Annotated in this window: 20 protein-coding genes and 1 pseudogene; 12 read left to right on the plus strand and 9 right to left on the minus strand. The window is 74.7% G+C overall.

Going from position 1 to position 17,000, the window contains the following annotated elements:
• The first annotated feature begins 182 nt into the window (after window positions 1–182).
• Together BJF88_RS07120 and BJF88_RS21575 are read left to right on the plus strand one after the other, a co-directional pair.
• The gene (locus BJF88_RS07120; protein ID WP_222843944.1) at window positions 183–1,094 is read left to right on the plus strand and encodes a cytochrome P450; all 912 of its coding nucleotides are present in this window, start codon (window positions 183–185) and stop codon (window positions 1,092–1,094) included.
• Window positions 1,095–1,407: 313 nt separating this feature from the next.
• Entirely contained in the window at window positions 1,408–1,566 is a 159-nt protein-coding gene (locus BJF88_RS21575; protein WP_255371841.1) for a hypothetical protein, read from the plus strand.
• 219 nt (window positions 1,567–1,785) lie between these two features.
• Here the strand turns inward: BJF88_RS21575 and BJF88_RS23250 are convergent.
• Window positions 1,786–2,418 (minus strand): annotated as a pseudogene (locus BJF88_RS23250) (CynX/NimT family MFS transporter); the annotation flags it as partial.
• Window positions 2,419–2,501: 83 nt separating this feature from the next.
• On the opposite strand from BJF88_RS23250, the gene BJF88_RS07130 reads away from it, so the two are divergent.
• Entirely contained in the window at window positions 2,502–3,140 is a 639-nt protein-coding gene (locus BJF88_RS07130) for a FadR/GntR family transcriptional regulator (protein ID WP_222843945.1), read from the plus strand.
• Between the two features lie 42 nt (window positions 3,141–3,182).
• On the opposite strand, the gene BJF88_RS07135 is transcribed toward BJF88_RS07130, so the two are convergent.
• Window positions 3,183–3,701, minus strand: coding sequence for a MarR family winged helix-turn-helix transcriptional regulator (locus BJF88_RS07135; RefSeq protein ID WP_075828302.1), 519 nt, complete (start codon window positions 3,699–3,701; stop codon window positions 3,183–3,185).
• A gap of 110 nt (window positions 3,702–3,811) precedes the next feature.
• Between BJF88_RS07135 and BJF88_RS07140 the strand changes: the two genes are divergently transcribed.
• Together BJF88_RS07140 and BJF88_RS23255 are read left to right on the plus strand one after the other, a co-directional pair.
• On the plus strand, window positions 3,812–4,669 hold the full coding sequence (locus tag BJF88_RS07140; RefSeq protein ID WP_369824509.1) for an NADP-dependent oxidoreductase: 858 nt from the start codon (window positions 3,812–3,814) through the stop codon (window positions 4,667–4,669).
• Window positions 4,642–4,749 carry a hypothetical protein gene (locus BJF88_RS23255; RefSeq protein WP_369824510.1) on the plus strand — a complete coding sequence of 36 codons (108 nt, stop codon included), beginning with the start codon at window positions 4,642–4,644 and terminating at the stop codon, window positions 4,747–4,749. The genes BJF88_RS07140 and BJF88_RS23255 overlap by 28 nt, the downstream gene beginning before the upstream one ends.
• A 67-nt stretch (window positions 4,750–4,816) precedes the next feature.
• Here the strand turns inward: BJF88_RS23255 and BJF88_RS07145 are convergent, their stop codons facing one another.
• From BJF88_RS07145 to BJF88_RS07155, 3 genes are all read right to left on the minus strand, one after another.
• Window positions 4,817–6,646 carry a Cys-Gln thioester bond-forming surface protein gene (locus BJF88_RS07145; RefSeq protein ID WP_075828303.1) on the minus strand — a complete coding sequence of 610 codons (1,830 nt, stop codon included), beginning with the start codon at window positions 6,644–6,646 and terminating at the stop codon, window positions 4,817–4,819.
• Window positions 6,647–6,821: 175 nt separating this feature from the next.
• Complete coding sequence (locus BJF88_RS07150; RefSeq protein ID WP_139315956.1) at window positions 6,822–7,442, minus strand: TetR/AcrR family transcriptional regulator; 621 nt, start codon at window positions 7,440–7,442, stop codon at window positions 6,822–6,824.
• A gap of 4 nt (window positions 7,443–7,446) precedes the next feature.
• Entirely contained in the window at window positions 7,447–8,031 is a 585-nt protein-coding gene (locus tag BJF88_RS07155; protein WP_075828304.1) for a sugar O-acetyltransferase, read from the minus strand.
• Between the two features lie 147 nt (window positions 8,032–8,178).
• On the opposite strand from BJF88_RS07155, the gene BJF88_RS21580 reads away from it, so the two are divergent.
• Together BJF88_RS21580 and BJF88_RS21585 are read left to right on the plus strand one after the other, a co-directional pair.
• A complete protein-coding gene (locus BJF88_RS21580; RefSeq protein ID WP_083648953.1) occupies window positions 8,179–8,859 on the plus strand; it encodes a sugar MFS transporter in 681 nt (226 codons plus the stop codon).
• 20 nt (window positions 8,860–8,879) lie between these two features.
• Window positions 8,880–9,449, plus strand: coding sequence for a sugar MFS transporter (locus tag BJF88_RS21585; protein ID WP_083648957.1), 570 nt, complete (start codon window positions 8,880–8,882; stop codon window positions 9,447–9,449).
• Here BJF88_RS21585 and BJF88_RS07165 read toward each other — a convergent pair.
• Complete coding sequence (locus tag BJF88_RS07165) at window positions 9,440–10,642, minus strand: zinc-dependent alcohol dehydrogenase (protein ID WP_075828305.1); 1,203 nt, start codon at window positions 10,640–10,642, stop codon at window positions 9,440–9,442. The genes BJF88_RS21585 and BJF88_RS07165 overlap by 10 nt on opposite strands.
• A gap of 52 nt (window positions 10,643–10,694) precedes the next feature.
• Window positions 10,695–11,300, minus strand: coding sequence for a hypothetical protein (locus tag BJF88_RS07170; protein WP_075828306.1), 606 nt, complete (start codon window positions 11,298–11,300; stop codon window positions 10,695–10,697).
• A gap of 116 nt (window positions 11,301–11,416) precedes the next feature.
• On the opposite strand from BJF88_RS07170, the gene BJF88_RS07175 reads away from it, so the two are divergent.
• Together BJF88_RS07175 and BJF88_RS07180 are read left to right on the plus strand one after the other, a co-directional pair.
• Window positions 11,417–11,770 (plus strand): hypothetical protein, encoded by a 354-nt coding sequence (locus tag BJF88_RS07175; RefSeq protein WP_075828307.1) that lies wholly within the window; start codon window positions 11,417–11,419, stop codon window positions 11,768–11,770.
• Window positions 11,725–13,170, plus strand: a complete 1,446-nt coding sequence (locus tag BJF88_RS07180; protein WP_075828308.1) for a PP2C family protein-serine/threonine phosphatase — start codon at window positions 11,725–11,727, stop codon at window positions 13,168–13,170. Before BJF88_RS07175 ends, BJF88_RS07180 begins: the two co-directional genes overlap by 46 nt.
• A 30-nt stretch (window positions 13,171–13,200) precedes the next feature.
• Here BJF88_RS07180 and BJF88_RS07185 read toward each other — a convergent pair whose 3' ends face one another.
• A complete protein-coding gene (locus BJF88_RS07185; protein ID WP_075828309.1) occupies window positions 13,201–13,683 on the minus strand; it encodes a glutathione peroxidase in 483 nt (160 codons plus the stop codon).
• Between the two features lie 173 nt (window positions 13,684–13,856).
• On the opposite strand from BJF88_RS07185, the gene BJF88_RS07190 reads away from it, so the two are divergent.
• The 3 genes from BJF88_RS07190 (at window position 13,857) to BJF88_RS07200 (ending at window position 15,875) form a co-directional block, all read left to right on the plus strand.
• Complete coding sequence (locus BJF88_RS07190) at window positions 13,857–14,627, plus strand: SDR family NAD(P)-dependent oxidoreductase (protein ID WP_075828310.1); 771 nt, start codon at window positions 13,857–13,859, stop codon at window positions 14,625–14,627.
• Window positions 14,628–14,674: 47 nt separating this feature from the next.
• Entirely contained in the window at window positions 14,675–15,463 is a 789-nt protein-coding gene (locus BJF88_RS07195; protein ID WP_083648954.1) for a DNA alkylation repair protein, read from the plus strand.
• Between the two features lie 70 nt (window positions 15,464–15,533).
• A complete protein-coding gene (locus tag BJF88_RS07200) occupies window positions 15,534–15,875 on the plus strand; it encodes a nuclear transport factor 2 family protein (RefSeq protein ID WP_075828327.1) in 342 nt (113 codons plus the stop codon).
• Between the two features lie 54 nt (window positions 15,876–15,929).
• On the opposite strand, the gene BJF88_RS07205 is transcribed toward BJF88_RS07200, so the two are convergent.
• Complete coding sequence (locus tag BJF88_RS07205; protein ID WP_075828311.1) at window positions 15,930–16,958, minus strand: LacI family DNA-binding transcriptional regulator; 1,029 nt, start codon at window positions 16,956–16,958, stop codon at window positions 15,930–15,932.
• Window positions 16,959–17,000: the final 42 nt, after the last annotated feature.

Raw genomic sequence — 17,000 nt, forward strand, 5'->3', positions numbered from 1 at the left:
CACCGCGTCCTCGCGGAGTCGCCCGACCCGTTCTCGCCCGCCACGAAGGAGAAGGCGTCGGCGCTCGGGCACTTCCAGCCGCACGGCGTGCTGATCTCCACCGGCGCGACCGCGCGGACCGGCGCCGCTTCACCGAGGACGTCCTCGACAGCGGCCACGCGGTGCACCGCACCGCGGACGCGATGGTCGCGGCCGTCCGCCGCGAGGTCGCGGACCTGGTCGACGTCGCCGCGCGCGACGGGGAGCTCGACTGGGACGCGTACGCGCGCACGTGGTGGCGGATGGTGCGCCAGCTCGTGCTCGGCACGAGCGCCCGCGACGACGAGGCGCTCACCGACGACCTGCACGTGCTGCGCGCGACGGCGAACTGGGCGTTCCTCCACCCCGCGCGCCGTGCACGCCGCGACCGCTTCCTCGAGGCGGTCCGGCGCCGGATCGCGTTCGCCGAGCCGGGAAGCCTCGCCGCCTCGATGCCGTTCGCGCACGTCACCGGCCGCACCGAGCCGGAGCAGCAGGTGCCGCAGTGGCTCTTCGCGTTCGACGCCGCCGCGTGGGCGAGCTACCGGGCGCTCGCGCTGCTCGCGAGCCACCCCGACGCGCTCGCGCGGGCGCGCGAGGAGATCGCCGGGCGCGACCTCTCGGTGACGCAGGACCTGCCGTACCTGCGCGCCGTCGTGCTCGAGTCGTTGCGCCTGTGGCCGACGACGCCCGCGCTGCTGCGCGAGACGACGGCGCCCACGCGCTGGGAGGGCAGGCGCGTGCCGGAGGACACGCTCGTCCTCACCTACGCGCCGTACTTCCACCGCGACGACGAGCGGCTCGAGGAGGCCGACAGGTTCGCCCCCGAGCTGTGGACGGGGCCGCGGACCGAGGCCGACTGGCCGCTCGTCCCGTTCAGCGCCGGGCCGGCGGAGTGCCCCGGCCGCAACCTCGTGCTGCACGTGACGAGCACGGTGCTGGCGCTCCTGGTCGACGCGAGCGGCGAGGACGGCCCGCGGCTCGTGGGGCGGCACCCGCTCGACCCGGACGCCGCGCTGCCGGGCACGCTCGACCCGTTCTCCCTGCGCTTCGCGCTGGGACCCGCGGGGGACTGACCGCGGCGAGGGAACCGGCGAGAGGTCAGCGTGCGGGCTCCTCCTGGTGCGGGCGCCGGTCGGCGTCGTGCTCCGCGGACCTGGTGCGGGGTCCTCCACGAAGCGGGGCCGGCAGGCGTACCAGCCGGCGACCGCGCCGGGGACCACGGTCGCGGCGAGCGCCAGCAGCGGCACCGACCACGACCCGGTCGCCTCGCGCAGGAGGCCCAGCCCGATCGGCCCGAGGCACGCCAGTCCGTACCCGATCCCCTGGACGAAGCCCGACACGGCCGAGGCCGTCTGCGGCGTCCTGGTCCGGCGGTTGATGAGCGTCATGCAGAGCGGGAAGGTGCTCACCCCGATGCCGAGCGCGCACATCCAGACCGGCGTGCCGTCGAGCGGGGACAGCAGCAGGCCCAGGTACCCCGCGACGAGGAAGACCGAGCTCGCGACCACCACGGCGAACGGGTTGGCCGTGCGGGTGGCCACCTGAGGGACCACGAGGGCCGCGACCACGCCCCAGGCCGAGTAGAGCGCCACCATGGAGCCGCCCAGGGCGGCGCTGCCTCCGGCGCGGTGAGGACGGCCGGCACCCAGGTGATGATCCCGTAGTTGGACAGCGACAGCGTCGCGAACAGGACCACCAGTCCCCAGACGGTCGACGACCTGCTGATCCGTCGCCCCGTCGCGGTCGTCGTCGCGGCCGTCGTCGGCGTCGCGGCCGCTGCCGCGGGCCGGGCGGGCGGCGGGCGGCGGGGAGCCTCGCGGCCAGGACGAACCAGACGGCGGCGGCCACCGCGGCCGGCGCCGCCCAGACCCCGACCGAGACCCGCCAGGACGCGGCGTCGGACACGGGGACCGCCAGGAGCGGGGCGACGAACTGGCCGGTCTGCATGAGGAGCAGGTAGAGCGAGGTCCACAGGGCGAGCCGGTCGGGGAACCAGGTCTTGACCAGCGGGACGATGACGACGTTCGCGGCCCCGATCCCGGCGAGGGCCAGGACGGTCGACGCCACGAGCACGACCGGCGTCGGGGAGAGGGCGCGCAGCAGGAGCGACAGGGCGGTCAGCCCGAGCGCCACCGTCGCCGTGCGTTCGAGCCCGAACCTCCGGGTCACGACCGGGGCGAGGAACCCGAAGACGGCGAACGACGCCGCCGGGACGGTGCCGAGCAGCCCCGCCAGCGCCACCCCGAAGCCGAGGTCGGCACCGATGATCTCCAGGAGCGGGGTGAAGCCGGTCACCGCCGTCCGGAGGTTGACCGCGGTCAGCGCGATGGCGAGCCCCGCCCACAGGGCGAGGGTCGGACGCCGCGCGGGGACGCGGTCTCGGACGAGTGTGGTCACGCTAGACTCCGAGCGGTGTCGACGGGTGATGGGATCATGGGATGAATCGCGGGGAGTCTTCCACAGGCGGGCCGATGCGTCGAGTGGGTCTCATCGACCAGGCCGCCGCGCGCTTCCGCGACGAGGTCGTCTCCGGCCGCTGGCCGGTCGGCGAGCGGATCCCCACCGAGCCGGCGCTCGTGGCGGAGTTCGGCGTCGGGCGGAACACCGTCCGCGAGGCGCTCCAGTCGCTCGTGCACGCCGGGCTGCTGCGCCGGGAGCAGGGGCGCGGCACCTTCGTCATCTCCAGCTCCGAGCTGACCGGCACGCTCGAGCGGCAGCTCGCGGGCGGTACGCGGCGCCACTACCTGGAGCTGCGGCTCGCTCTGGACAGCACCGCGGCGTCGCTCGCCGCGCGAAGCCGCACCGACGCGGACGTCGCTCTGCTGCGCGAGCTGTGCGACCGCCGGGAGGCCGCCTGGTCGAGCGACGACCCCGACGCCCGCGCGCACGCAGACCTCGCCCTGCACCGCGCGGTCGTCGAGGCGACGCACAACCCGCTGTACGTCACGCTGTACTCGAGCATGCTCGACGTCTTCGCCGTCCACATGCGCGACGACGAGGGCGGGGACCCGGAGACGGCGCACCGCCACCACCGTGAGCTGGTCGACGCGATCGCCGTCGGCGACCCCGACGGTGCCGCCGGGGCTGTCGCCGCCGTCGTCGCGCCGTTCATGGGCTGAGCCGGCGCGGCGCGAGATTCGTCGACGAGGCTCCGGACGTCGTCAGCCCGGTGTCCTCCCGGCCGCGCTCCTGCGCCGCCGCGGCGCCGCGGACCGCGGGGGTGCCTGGCGCATGTGGTCCCGTGCGCGACCGAGGATGTCGGCCAACGCCTCGACGTCGGCGCGCGACAACGCGGCGAACAGCAGCTCCTCGAGGATGCCGACGTGCCCCGGGAAGACGTCGGCGAGCACGGCACGCCCGGCGTCGGTGATGGTGACGGTCACGCTGCGTTCGTCGTCCGGCGACGGGGAGCGGGTGACGAGCCCCCGCTTCTCGAGCGTCTGGGCCTGGTAGGTCAGCCCGCTGCGGCTGTAGACGACGCCGTCGGCCAGGTCGGTCATCCGCCGGCTGCCCGCGGGCGAGTCGCCGAGGGTGGCCAGGAGCTGGAACTGGACGTAGCTGAGGTCCCCGGCCTCGTGCAGCTGCTGCTCCACGGCGTGCCGCAGCAGGCTGCTCGCCTCGATGAGGGCGAAGTACGCCCCGAGCTGTGTCGCGTCCAGGGGGCGTGGTGCAGAGGGCATGTCGTCAGACTACCGGTGCTTCGAATCCGCAGGGGTTGCTTCCAATTCGAAGGAGGTGTAGCGTCACGATCAATCGCTTCGAATCCGAAGCAATACGAGTAGAGGACACCATGAAGGCAATGCGGTTCCACGAGACGGGCGGTCCCGAGGTCCTGCGGTACGAGGACGTCGACGTGCCGGTCCCGGGCGCGGGAGAGGTGCGCGTGCGGGTCGCGGGCTCCGCGTTCAACCCGGCCGACGGCGGGATGCGCGGCGGGTTCCTGCCGATCCCGATCACCCTGCCGCACACCCCCGGCTACGACGTCTCCGGGACGGTCGACGCGATCGGCGACGGCGTGGACGGGCTCGCGGTCGGCGACGAGGTCGTCGGGTTCATCCCGATGGCCGCGGACGGCTCGGCGGCGCAGCACGTCGTCGCGCCGGCGGACGCCCTGGTGACGGCGCCGACGCGCATCCCGCTGGCCGACGCCGCCGGGCTGCCGTCGGTCGCCCTCACCGCCTGGCAGGCGCTGTTCGAGGCGGGCGGGCTCGAGGCCGGGCAGCGCGTCCTCGTCAACGGGGCCGGCGGTCCCGTCGGCGGGTACGCCGTCCAGCTGGCCAAGCGCGCCGGGGCGTACGTCGTCGCGACCGCGAGCCCGCGCAGCCGCGACGTCGTCGAGGCGTCGGGCGCGGACCAGGTGGTCGACCACACGACGACGTCCCTGCTCGACGCCGTCCAGGAGCCGGTCGACGTGCTGCTCAACCTGGCGCCCATCACGCCCGAGCGTTTCACCGCCCTGGTGCCGCGCGTTCGCGACGGCGGCGTGGTCGTGTCCACCACCCCGATGGTCACGACGCCGAGCGACGAGGACCGCGGCGTGCGCGCCGTGACGATCTACGTCCACCCCGACGCGACGTGCTCTCCCGGCTCGTCGCGCTCGTCGACAGCGGCGAGCTGCGCGTGGAGATCGCCCGCCGCGTGCCGTTGAGCGAGCTGCCGGAGATCCACCGGCAGTCCGACGCGGGCGAGGTCCACGGCAAGGTGGTGGCCCTACCGCCCGCCGCGTGAGACCGCCCGGCCTGCCGCCGACGGGCCCGGCACCCCGAGTGGGGGCCGGGCCCGCGCTGCGCGCCCGTCAGGGAGCGACGGCGCGGCGGCGGCTCACCAGGACCAGGCCCGTGCCGGCGAGGACGACGAGCGCCCCAGTCGCCAGCAAGGCGCCGGTGTCGCCGCCCGTGGACGCCAGCGCGGTCGCCGTCCTCGCCGCCGCGACGGCGGCGACCGGCTGCGCGTCGGACAGTCCCAGGTTGGCCGGGTCGGTCGACGGTGCCCCGACGGGCACGGCCGTGCCCGTGTCGCCGCGCACCGGGCCGCCCGGACCTGCCACGAGGTCCGCGAGGGTCACGCCGGTCCAGCCCCACGCGACGGACGGCTGGTCGAGGGCGCCCAGTCCGATGAGCCAGTGCTGCTGACCGGGCGAGGTCATGTTGTCCCACCCGGTGTAGAACCGCGGGCTGCCCATGGTCGTGCCCACGGCCGAACCCCACACCTGGAACGCCGGCAGGCGCGTGACGTCCGTGCCCGCCGGGACGCGCACGAACACCTTCTGCCCGGGCGTCACGGACGTGACGACGCGCCCTTGGGCGTCGACGAGGACGATCCCCGCCGGCATCGGCGACCCGTCGGCCGTGCGCAGCTCGACGTGCACGTCGCCCGTGCCGCCGAGCAGCGTGGACGTGAACCCGTAGTCGGTCGAGCCGTCACCGTTGCGCACGAACCCGTCGGGGACGAACCCGGGCTGCGGGACCACGACGTTCTCCGTCAGCGCCTTCTCGATGAGCCACGCCGCGACCTCCATGGTCGCGGTCCGGTCGCTCGCCCCGGACGACCACGAGCCCGCGAGCTCCTGACGGGCCATGTCGCTCACCGTGACCCGGTTGGCGCTGTCGACGTCGAAGAACAGGCCCATGACGTCGCGGCCGGTCGAGAAGTACCAGACGGCGAACTGCGTCGCCTCGTACGCGGTGTACTCCGCGGTCCGGTCGTCCGTCGCCGACGAGGCCGACGTGACACCCGCCCGGGCGAGGAGGTCGCGCGCGCTCACCGCGCGCGCCGCGAGGTCGGCGCCGCCCGCGTACCCGTTGAACAGCACCGTCTGGTGGGCATCGGTGTTGTCCCACGTCATGCCCTCCGGGTCGGCGTGCACCACCTCGCCGTTCCAGGCGTGCCACCACGACGCCGCGATGTCCCGGTCGTAGGCGAGGTTCGTCGTCCCGTCGGCCTCCACGATCGTGTGGTGCAGGAAGTGCAGCTGCGGGTTGTTCGACCAGCCGCTCCAGTCCTTTCCGGACCCGCCGACGACGGGGTCGTGGAAGTACCAGTAGTCGCAGCCGAAGCCGTCGGCGCCGCCGTCGTGCCAGTGCGCCTCGTACTCGGGGTGCGGGTACGCCGCCTGGTCCGCGGCCAGCGTCGTCGCGGCCGACGTCGCCGCCATCATCGCCACGGACGCGCTGACGCCCACCGGGTGGTCGTGGTCGTGGTCGTGGAGCGGGTCGACGTCGTCCTCGTGGGCGTCGACGCCGGTCGCGTCCTCCTTGGGCTCGGTGCCCACCGCGACGGGGTCGGCGGGTGCCGGTGCGCCCGCGTCGGCGGCGAGGTCCTCGGACGCCGTCCCGACCGCGCCGGCGGGCGCCGCGATCCCGTCCGCCGGAAGGTCCGGCGTCGCGGTCGTCTCCTCGGCGACCGTCTCCTCGGCGACCGGCTCGACCGCCGCGTCCGGCTGACCCGGGTCGTCCGGCTCGACGGGCGTCAGGTCCGTCGCGCTGGGCTCGGAGGACGTCGCCGTGGTGGTGGCGGGGTCGGCGACGGGCGTCGCCTCGGTGTCGGACGCGTGCGCCGCGAGAGGAGCACCCAGGACGAGTGCTGCCGAGACGGCGGAGGCGGCTGCGGTACGACGGACCTTCATGGTCGCTCCTCGATGGAGGTGGGATGGTGCGCGATGGGCGGCGGAGAGTGGCCGGGGCGCCGTCGCGCGCCGTGGTCACCGGGCGCCTCGTCCGTCGCCTCGCTCGCACCGGCGCGTCGAGCAGGAACGTTCCGTCAGATGCATCCGCGCGGCCTCTATGCCGCGGTCGCTCGTGTCAGTGGTGACGCCGGCCGCCGGCCGCCGCCCGGCAGGTCGGGGCCGCGCTACCCCGCGGTGATCCGTCGGACCGCGAGCTCGACCTCGCGGGGGTCGCGGGCCTGGGAGTCCAGGGCGCGGTGATGGTGAGCCCCTCGATGAGCGCGTCCAGGACGCGCGCGGTGTCGGGGTCGAAGTGACGCTCGAGCGCCGCGCGGCTGCGGGCCATCCAGCCGGCGGTGATGGCTCGGTAGGCCGGCTCGCGGGCGGCGAGGGTGTAGAGCTCGTGCGACAGGACGAGGTCGCGGTCGTCGCCGAACACGTCCTCGAGGATGATCGCGACGACCGCCTCGCGCGCCGCGTCGACGTCGGGTGCCTCGGCCATGCGCCGCTCGAACCGGTCGCTGACGCTGGTCGCGAACCGCGTGAAGGCCTCGCGCAGGAGGTCGTCCATGCCGTCGAAGTAGTACGTCATCGCGCCGAGCGGGACGTCGGCGCGAGCGGCGACCTTGCGGTGGGAGGTGCCGGCGACCCCGGAGCCGGCGACGACCTCGAGGCAGGCGTCGATGATGCGGTCGCGTCGGTCGGGGTCGTTGCGGCGTCCGAGCCGCGAGCCCGGCGGCCGGTCGTGCGCGTCCATCGGGCTAGCCGATCGTCCGGACCACGCGGGCGGGGTTGCCGACGGCGACGACGTCCGGCGGGACGTCCTTGACGACGACCGACCCGGCGCCGACCACCGAGTTGCGCCCGATGGTCACGCCCGGGCAGACGATGACGCCACCGCCGAGCCACACGTTGTCCTCGATGGTGATCGGCCTCGCGGCCTCGAGCTTGTCGCGGCGGGGCTCCGGGTCGACGGGGTGGGTCGGGGTGAGGAGCTGGACGTTGGGTCCGATCTGGCAGTCCTCGCCGATCGTGATGGTCGCCACGTCCAGCGCGGTGAGGTGGTAGTTGACGAAGGTCCTCGCGCCGACGTGGATGTTCTCGCCGTAGTCCACGAACAGCGGCGGGTTGATGTGGGCACCCTCCCCGAGCGAGCCGAGCAGCTCGGCGAGGAGGCGTCGCGCGCCGGGGTCGCCCGCGACGTCGGCGCGGTAGTAGTCGTCGGCGAGCCGGACGCCCCGCCGGTGCAGCCGCTCGTTCTCGGGGTCGTCGGCGATGTAGAGGTCCCCGGCGAGCATCCGTTCCCGGTTGGTCCGCGGGTCGCCGGCGAAGTGGTCGATGGCCATGCGTCCCAACCTACCGCGAGTGTGTACGAACGTACACTCGCTGTGTACGCTCGTACCCAGAGCGTCCGAGCGCGTGAAGTCCGCCGACCGACGGCCGCTCGCCGTCCGTGCCGTCCGGCGCCCTCGCGAAAGGCAGACCGACCACCCGTGTACTCGCTCCTGCTCGCGATCATCTACATCGCCTTCGTCAGCCTCGGGCTGCCCGACTCCCTGGTCGGGGCGGGCTGGCCCGTGATGCATCGGGACCTCGGCGTCCCCGTCGCGTTCGCCGGCATCGTCACCACGATCATCGCCGCGGGCACCATCGCCTCCAGCCTCGCCTCCGAGCGGCTCACGCGCCGGTTCGGCGTCGGCGTCGTCACGGCCGTCAGCGTCGGGATGACCGCTGCGGCGCTCGGGGGCTTCTCCCTCTCCGGCTCGTTCTGGATGCTGTGCCTGTGGGCGGTGCCCTACGGGCTCGGCGCGGGCGCGGTCGACGCGGCCCTCAACAACTACGTCGCCCTGCACTACGCCGCGCGCCACATGAACTGGCTGCACAGCTTCTGGGGCGTGGGCGCGTCGATCAGCCCGTTCGTCATGAGCTACGCCCTCACGTCCGGACCGGGGTGGCGTGGCGCCTACCTCGTCATCGGGGCCGTCCAGGCGCCCTCACCGTCGTCCTCCTCGTCAGCCTCCCGCTGTGGGGGAGGGTCAACCCGGTCGTTCCCGTCGGGCACGCCGACGAGCACGATGACGCGGACGGCGCGGACGGCGCGGACGGCGCGGACGGCGCAGGCGACCGGCCACCCGGTCGCGCCGGGTCCCACGTGCCGCTCGCGCAGGCGTTGAGGATCCCGGGAGTCGTGCTGATGCTCACGGCCTTCTTCGCGTACTGCGCCGTGGAGAGCACCGCGATCCTGTGGGCGTCGACCTACCTGGTCACCGACCGCGGGGTCGCCCCGGCCACCGCCGCCGCGTTCGCCTCGCTCTTCCTCCTGGGCATCACCGCCGGGCGGTTCCTCGCCGGGTTCTTCGCCGACCGGGCCGGCGACACGCAGCTGATCCGCGGCGGGTTCGCCACGGTCGGGCTCGGCGTGCTCATGATCGCCCTCCCCGTGGGCACCGACGTCCTCGCGCTCGTGGGGCTCGTGGTCGCCGGTCTCGGCTGCGCGCCGATCTACCCGGCGATCATCCACTCGACCCCGGCCAACTTCGGCCGCCGGAGCTCGCAGGCCGTCGTCGGCATCCAGATGGCCGCGGCCTACACCGGCTCGACGCTCGCACCACCGGCGTTCGGCGCGCTCTCCGCCTGGACGGGCACCTGGGTGCTCCCGCTGTTCCTCGCCGTGTTCGTGGTGCTCGGCGTCGTCATGTCGGAGCGCCTGAACCGACGCGTCGCGCGCCGGGTGCGGACCGCCGAGCCCGTGCCTCAGGCCTGATCCGCCCAGGGGTCGAGCACGACCTTGATGCAGCCGTCCTCCTTGCGCTGGACCGTGCTGTACGCCTCGGGGGCCTTCTCGAGCGGCACGCGGTGCGTGCGCAGGTCGAGCACGCCGAGCGGGTCGGACGCGTCCTGCACGAGCGGCAGGACGTCGTCGGTCCAGTGGCGCACGTTCGCCTGGCCCATGCGCAGCGTGAGCTGCTTGTCGAAGAGCTGCATCATCGGCAGCGGGTCCTTGGCCCCGCCGTACACGCCCGAGATCGACACGGTGCCCCCGCGGCGCACGAGCGAGAACGCGGTGTACAGCGCGGCGAGCCGGTCTGTGGCCGCGCGCTCGGTGAGCGGGGCGGCGAGGGCGTCCGGCAGCGTGCCGACGACCTTCTGCGTCGCCTCGGCGACGGGGGAGCCGTGCGCCTCCATGCCGACGGCGTCGATCACCGAGTCGGGCCCGCGTCCGCCGGTGAGGTCGCGGACCGCGTCGTGGAGGTCGCCGACGGCGGCCGGGTCGATCGTGCGCACGCCGTGCCGCTCCGCCATCGCGCGGCGCTCCGGCACGAGGTCGACGCCGACGACGAGCCCCGCGCCGCGCTGCCGCGCGATGCGTGCCGACATCTGGCCGATCGGGCCCAGCCCGAGCACCACGACGCTCCCGCCCTCCGGCACCTCCGCGTACTCCACGGCCTGCCACGCGGTCGGCAGCACGTCGGAGAGGTAGAGGTACTGCTCGTCGGGCGAGCCGTCGTCCGGCACGACCACCGGGCCGTAGTGCGCCTGGGGGACGCGCAGGTACTGCGCCTGCCCGCCCGGCACCTGCCCGTAGAGCTTCGTGTACCCGAAGAGCGCCGCGCCCTTGTCCTGCGAGCGCACCTGCGTCGTCTCGCACTGGGTCTGCAGGCCCCGCTGGCACATCCAGCACCGGCCGCACGCGATGTTGAACGGCACGACGACGCGGTCGCCGACCTTGAGATCGCCCGTCGCCGCGCCCACCTCCTCCACGACGCCCATCGCCTCGTGCCCCAGAACGTCGCCGCGGTCCAGGAACATGCCCAGCACCCCGTACAGGTGCAGGTCGGACCCGCAGATCGCGGTCGACGTCACACGGATCACGGCGTCCGTGGGTTCCTCGACGCGCGGGTCCGGGACGTCCTCGACGCTCACGTGCTCGCGTCCCTGCCAGGTCAGCGCTCGCATCCGTCGCTCCTCTCGGTGGGGTGTCCGCCAGTGAAGCACTGGCGCCACGCGCTCACACGCCGGAGCGCACGCGCCCGATCTCCCGGTCGTGCCGGCGGCCACGGTGTGCGGACGTGGTGCAGACCGGGCGGCGGGCCGTCCCACGAGCCGCGAGCCTGTGCGAGGGTGCCGTCATGGAGGAGAACAGCTCGCCGGTCCCGGGCCGGCTCGCGCGCGTCGTCGCGTGGGTCCTCGGCCTGGGCGTCGTTGCGCTCCTCGGGTACGTCGTCCTCGTCGTCGTGGCCGTCGGGGCGTGGAGCGACGGGGCCGACGACGCCGCGTCACCCGAGGCGACCGGCGCGCCGTCGGCCGAGGTCACGGTCGACGGTGACGCGGCGATGCGGGCGAACGAGGCGTACCGGCAGCGCTCGGGCACGCCCGAGGGCGACGCGCTCGCGGCGGAGTCCGTCCCGGCCGTCGAGGCCGCGCTCGCGCCGCTCGTCACCGGCGAGCCGCTCCAGCGCGACGACGTCGTGGCCGCGCTCCGCGGCGCCGGGTTCGAGCACGCGGCCGTCACGCCGGAGACGTCGCCGCTCGGTCTGGTCGCGACGAGCTTCGGCGTCGGCGTGAGCGTGCCGGGCGGGTGCGTGTTCGGTGGCGTCGCGCCCGACGGCGTCACGCTCGACTCGGGCGTCCGATCGCCGACGGCGGGTGCCTGGAGATGCCGGCGCACTGACCCGCGCCACCGACCGGTCATGGCGGGGGTGCCGTCGCACCGGACCGTACGATTCACGGATGGATGCGGAGTGGTTCGTCGAGGCGACGTCGGGCAGCGCCGTCGGCCTCGAGGCGCGCGAGGTCGCGTGGGAGGACACCCCGTTGGGCCACCCGGGGACCTGGCCGCACGCGCTGCGCCATGCGGTGCGCCTGTGCTTCTCGTCGAAGTTCCCCATCATGATGGTCTGGGGCCCGGACCTCACGCTGATCTACAACGACGGCTACCGGGCGATGCTCGGCACCCACAAGCACCAGGCGGCGCTGGGCGCGCCGGCCGCGGTGGTGTGGCGCGAGGTGTGGGCCGACGTCGGGCCCTGTTCGACGAGGTGCTCCGCAGCGGGCGCGCGACGTGGCACGAGGACCTGCGGCTGATCGTGAACCGGTCCGGGTTCGACGAAGAGACGTTCTTCACCTTCTCCTACAGTCCGCTGCGCGACGACGGCGGGCGCATCGCCGGCGTGCTGGACATCTCGACCGAGACCACCCAGGAGGTCGTCAACCAGCGGCGCCTCGTGACGCTCGGTGAGCTGCACGCCGCGCTCCCGACGCGGTTCGGCGACCTGCGCTCCTTCGCCCGCCCGGTCGTCGCGGTGCTCGGTGAGTGCGCGGACGTCGCGCGCGCCGTGTTCTACGACGTCGACGGCACCCGGCCGGCGCTCCTGCTGGAGACGGGTGATCCGGCGGACGACGAGGAGCGGCGGCTCGTCGCCCGTGCCTTCGCGACCCATCAGCGCGAGGTCGTCGACGGTCTCGTCGTCAAGCCGCTGCGCGACACGAGCCGCGGCGGGATCGCCGGCATCGTGGTGCTCCGCGCCGCCACCGGCCGGCCGTGGGACGGCGACTACGCCCGCTACCTGTCCGTCCTCGCGTCGACGATCGGCGCCGCCCTGCGCGACGCCGTGCGGCTGCGCTCCACGCTCGACGCGCTGCGCCAGCGTGCCCAGCGCTCGGAGCAGGAGGCCGCGCGCGTGCGCGAGGTGTCCCTCGCGCTGCAGCAGGCCGTGCTCACCGCGCCGCCCGCCCCCGACCACCTCGAGCTGGCCGCGCACTACCAGCCCGCGGCGCTCGAGCGCGACATCGGTGGGGACTGGTACGACGCGTTCGTGACGCGCGACGGTGCGACGACGCTCGTCATCGGTGACGTCGTGGGCCACGACCTCACCGCGGCCGCGACGATGGGGCAGCTGCGGGGGCTCGTGCGCGCGATCGGGTACGACAGCGGCGAGGCACCGGCGCGCGTGCTCGAGCGCGTGGACGACGCCGTCCGCGGGCTCGCGCTCGGCGACTCCGCGATCGCGACGGTGATCGTCGCGCGCATCGAGCAGACGGAGGACGAGCGCCGCCTCGGCGTGCGCACCGTGCGGTGGTCGAGCGCGGGGCACCTGCCGCCGCTGCTGGTGCGCGCCAACGGCAGCGTCGACGTCCTCGAGCGGCGCACCGACCTGCCGATCGGTCTCTGCCCCGGCACGCCCCGGCACGACCACTCCGTCGAGCTCCGGCCCGACGAGACCCTCGTGCTCTACACCGACGGGCTCGTCGAGCGTCGCGGCCACGACCTCCGCGCCGACATCGCGGAGCTCGCGCGGACGCTGCACGGCTCGCACACGCTGAGCGTCGACGAGGTGGTCAAGACCGCGCTCGCTCGCATGCTTCCGGGCCCGGGCGAGGACGACGTCGCCATCGTGGCGCTGCGGACGGGGCCCGAGGAGCGCGTCCCGGAGGGCGCACCCGCGACGCCGGCGACGTCCGCGGCGACGGCGACGACGGCCTAGCGACCCCGGAGGCGGCCCCGGGCCGGTGGCTCAGCGCGGCAGGTGCTTCTCGATGAGCCCGACGACCGCGGGCTCGTCCGGCTCGGTGCGCGGCCGGAACCGGTGCACCTCGCCGCCCGGGACGACGAGGAACTTCTCGAAGTTCCACGTCACGCGCCCGGCCCTGCCGTCGGCGTCGGGCGTCTTCTTCAGCTCGGTGTACAGCGGGTGCTCGTGCCGGCCGTTGACGCGCACGCGGTCCACCACCGGGAAGGTGACGCCGTACGTCGTCGAGCAGAACTGCTGGATCGCGTCGTTGCTGCCGAGCTCCTGGAGGAACTGGTTGCTGGGGAAGCCGATCACCTGGAAGCCGCGGTCGCCGTAGGTGCGCTGCAGCGTCTCGAGCGTCGCGTACTGGGGCGCGAGCCCGCACCGCGACGCGACGTTGACGACCATGACCACCTCGTCGCGGTGCTCGCCGAGCGTGCGGGTCGACCCGTCCATCGCCTGGAAGGGGATGTCGTACAGGCTCATCGGCTCACCTCTCGTCGTGGTGCCCCCATCCTGCACCGCGGGGAGCGGTCCGGGGGCACGCGGTCGGTCGCCCGTGCCGGGCCGACGTCGCGGCGGACCGGCCGACCTGGGTACGGTCGTCGTGCGGGCACCGCGGCCCGTGCACGGACGACGGAGCCGACGGAGGAGCAGGCATGCAGATCGGGGGCAGCGTCGCCCTGGTGACCGGAGGAGCGTCCGGGCTCGGGAGGGCGACGGCGGAGGGCCTCGCCGCGGCGGGCGCGCGCGTCGTCGTCGCCGACCTGGCGTCGTCCGACGGCGCGGCGGTCGCCGACGCGCTCGACCACGCGGCGCGCTTCGTCCCCGCGGACGTGACGAGCGAGGACGACGTCGCTCGGGCCCTCGACGCCGCCGACGAGCTCGGCGGGGCACGCGTCGTCGTGAGCTGCGCCGGGGTCGTGCTCGCCCAGCGGGTGCTGGGGAGGTCGGGGGTGCACCCGCTCGACGCGTTCCGCCGCGTCGTCGACGTCAACCTCGTCGGCACGTTCAACGTCGCGCGGCTCGCGGCGGAGCGCATGCTGCGCCTCGACCCCCTCGCGCCGGACGGCGAGGAGCGCGGCGTGCTCGTCCACACCGCCTCGGTCGCGGCGTTCGACGGGCAGGTCGGCCAGGCCGCGTACGCGGCGTCCAAGGCCGGGGTGGCGGGGATGACGCTCGCGCTCGCGCGCGACCTCGCGCAGCACCGCATCCGCGTCGCGACGATCGCCCCGGGGATCTTCAGCACCCCGATGATGGCGTCGCTACCCGAGGCGGCGCAGGAGTCTCTCGCCGCGCAGGTGCCCCACCCGAGCCGCCTCGGCCGGCCGGAGGAGTACGCGCGGCTCGTCCGCGCCGTCGTCGAGAACCCCATGCTCAACGGCGAGGTGATCCGCCTCGACGGGGCGATCCGCATGGCGCCGCGGTGACCGCCGGGCCTGCCGCGACGCCGCGAGACGACGAAGGAGCGAGGACCATGCCCACGAGGAGGACGGCACCCGCGAGCGGCGTGCGGGGGCGCCGGGCGCGAGCGGGCGTGCCGCGCCCCGGTGCGCGCGGCACGCCCCCCGCGGCACCGCCGCAGAGCGCCGCCGTGTTCCGCACCGAGCTGCTCGCCCTCGCGTCCGCGGAGCAGCGCCGCAAGTACGCACGCTTCTTCCCCGGCGACGACTCGTTCGCGGGAGTGCGGATGGGGGACGTGTTCACGCTCGCCAAGGCGGCGATCGAGCTGCCGGTCGCGGAGATCGAGACGCTGCTCGAGGACGACGTCCACGAGGTCCGCGCCGGCGCCTGCTCGATCATGGGCAAGGCCTCGACCGCGCGCCGCGTCGCGCCGGAGCGGCACGCCGAGCTCGTCGCGCTGTTCCTGCGCCGCCACGACCGGGTGGACACGTGGGACCTCGTCGACCTCACGGCCCACCAGGTGCTCGGCACCTGGCTGCTCGACCGCCCCCGCGACCCGCTGTACGAGCTCGCCGAGGCGCGCGACTGGCCGCGGCGCCGCACCGCGATCGTCGCGACGGCCGCGTTCCTGCGCCAGGGCCAGGTCGACGACACGCTCGCGCTCGCGGAGCGGCTGCGCGACGACCCCGAGCCGTACGTCCAGCGGGGCATCGGGTGGATGCTGCGCACCGTCGGCGACGTCGAGCCGGACCGGCTCCGCGGCTTCCTCGCCCAGCACGCCGGGGCCATGGAGGCCGCGGCGCTGCGCGCGGCCGTCGAGAAGCTGCCCGCGGCCGAGCGCAAGGAGTGGACGTCGTCATGACCGCGGACGGGCCCGGCGGCCCGGCCGGCGACCTCGGCGACGGCGCGGCCCACGACGCTTCGCGGGGCTCCTGCGCGCGTGGGGCGACGCGATCGTCGCGAACGACCCCGCCGCGGTCGACGCGTTCGTCGACCCCGGCTGGACGATCGCCGGCACCGACGGCGACGTGCAGGAGCGCGCCGGCTTCCTCGCGCTCGTCGCCTCCGGCGAGCTCGTGCACACCGAGATGTCGTCCGAGCTGGTGTCCGTGCGGGTGCACGACGACGTCGCGGTCACCCTCGCGCGTGGCGTCTCCGCGGGCACGTGGCGCGGCACGCCGTTCCGCGACGAGGAGTGGTCCGTCGACACGTTCGTGCACCGCGACGGCCGGTGGCGGTGCGTGCACACGGCGGTCCTCCCTGCCGTTCCCTGAGCCTCGCCGATCGCTGGACGGCGACGGTCGCCGAGCCGTGGACGCGCGGCAGGATCACGCCCCGCCGGGGGCGGTGCTCGAGGTGCGCACGACCAGCTCGGGCTCGAAGACGACGTGCTCGGCGGGGGCGTCGTGGCCCGCGAGCAGCAGGTCCGCCGCGGTCTCGCCGAGGCGGTGCGTCGGCTGGCGCACGGACGTGAGCGGGGTGAACAGCTCGGCGGCGAACGCGACGTCGTCGTAGCCGACCACCGCGATGTCGCCCGGGACGTCGACGCCCTCGCGCCGCAGCGTGCGCAGCGCCCCGAGCGCCACGAGGTCGTTGACGCAGAAGACGGCGGTGGGCCGGTCCTCGAGCGCGAGCAGGGCGTTCGTCGCGGACTCGCCGCCGTCGGCGTTGAGCGAGCCGAGCGCGATCTCGACGAGGTGCTCGGCGGGGTCGAGCCCGGCGGAGGCGAGCGCGGTCTCGACGCCGCGCAGCCGGTCCGCGCACTGCCGGATGGAGTGCGGCCCGTTGAGGAACGCGATCCGCCGGTGGCCCTGCTCCAGGAGATGCCGTGCGGCGAGCTCGCCGCCGTGCACGTCGTCGACGGCGACGGACGACAGCGCCGGCGTCGGCGACGGCCGGTCGAGCAGCACGACGCCGACCCCTCGGGCCTGCAGAGTCAGGAGGTGGCCGACGTCGTCGGTGGCAGGGACGACCATGACGCCCCGGACGCCGTGCTCCTCGAACAGCCGCAGGTACCGCGACTCGCGCTCGGGGTCCTCCTCGGAGCTCGCGACCATGAGCGTGTAGTCGTCGCGCGCGAGCCGGTCCTCGATCCCGCGCGCCACGTCCGTGAAGAACGGGTTCGCGATGTCGAGCACGATGGCGCCGACCGTGGTGATCGTGCCCGCGCGAAGCTGTCGTGCCGGGCCGTTCGGGACGAACGACAGCTCGGCGATCGCGGCGAGCACGCGGTCGCGCGTGGCCTCGGAGACGCGGTCGGGCCGGTTGAGCACGTTCGAGACCGTGCCGACCGAGACCTGGGCGTGGCGCGCGACGTCGCTGACCGACGCCCGACGTCGCGGGCTCGCCGTGGTCATACGTCCTCCTCGGTGACGGGGACGCGCGCGCCGCCGCGACGC

This window comes from Cellulosimicrobium sp. CUA-896, from assembly GCF_001942335.1.
Lineage (GTDB): Bacteria > Actinomycetota > Actinomycetes > Actinomycetales > Cellulomonadaceae > Cellulosimicrobium.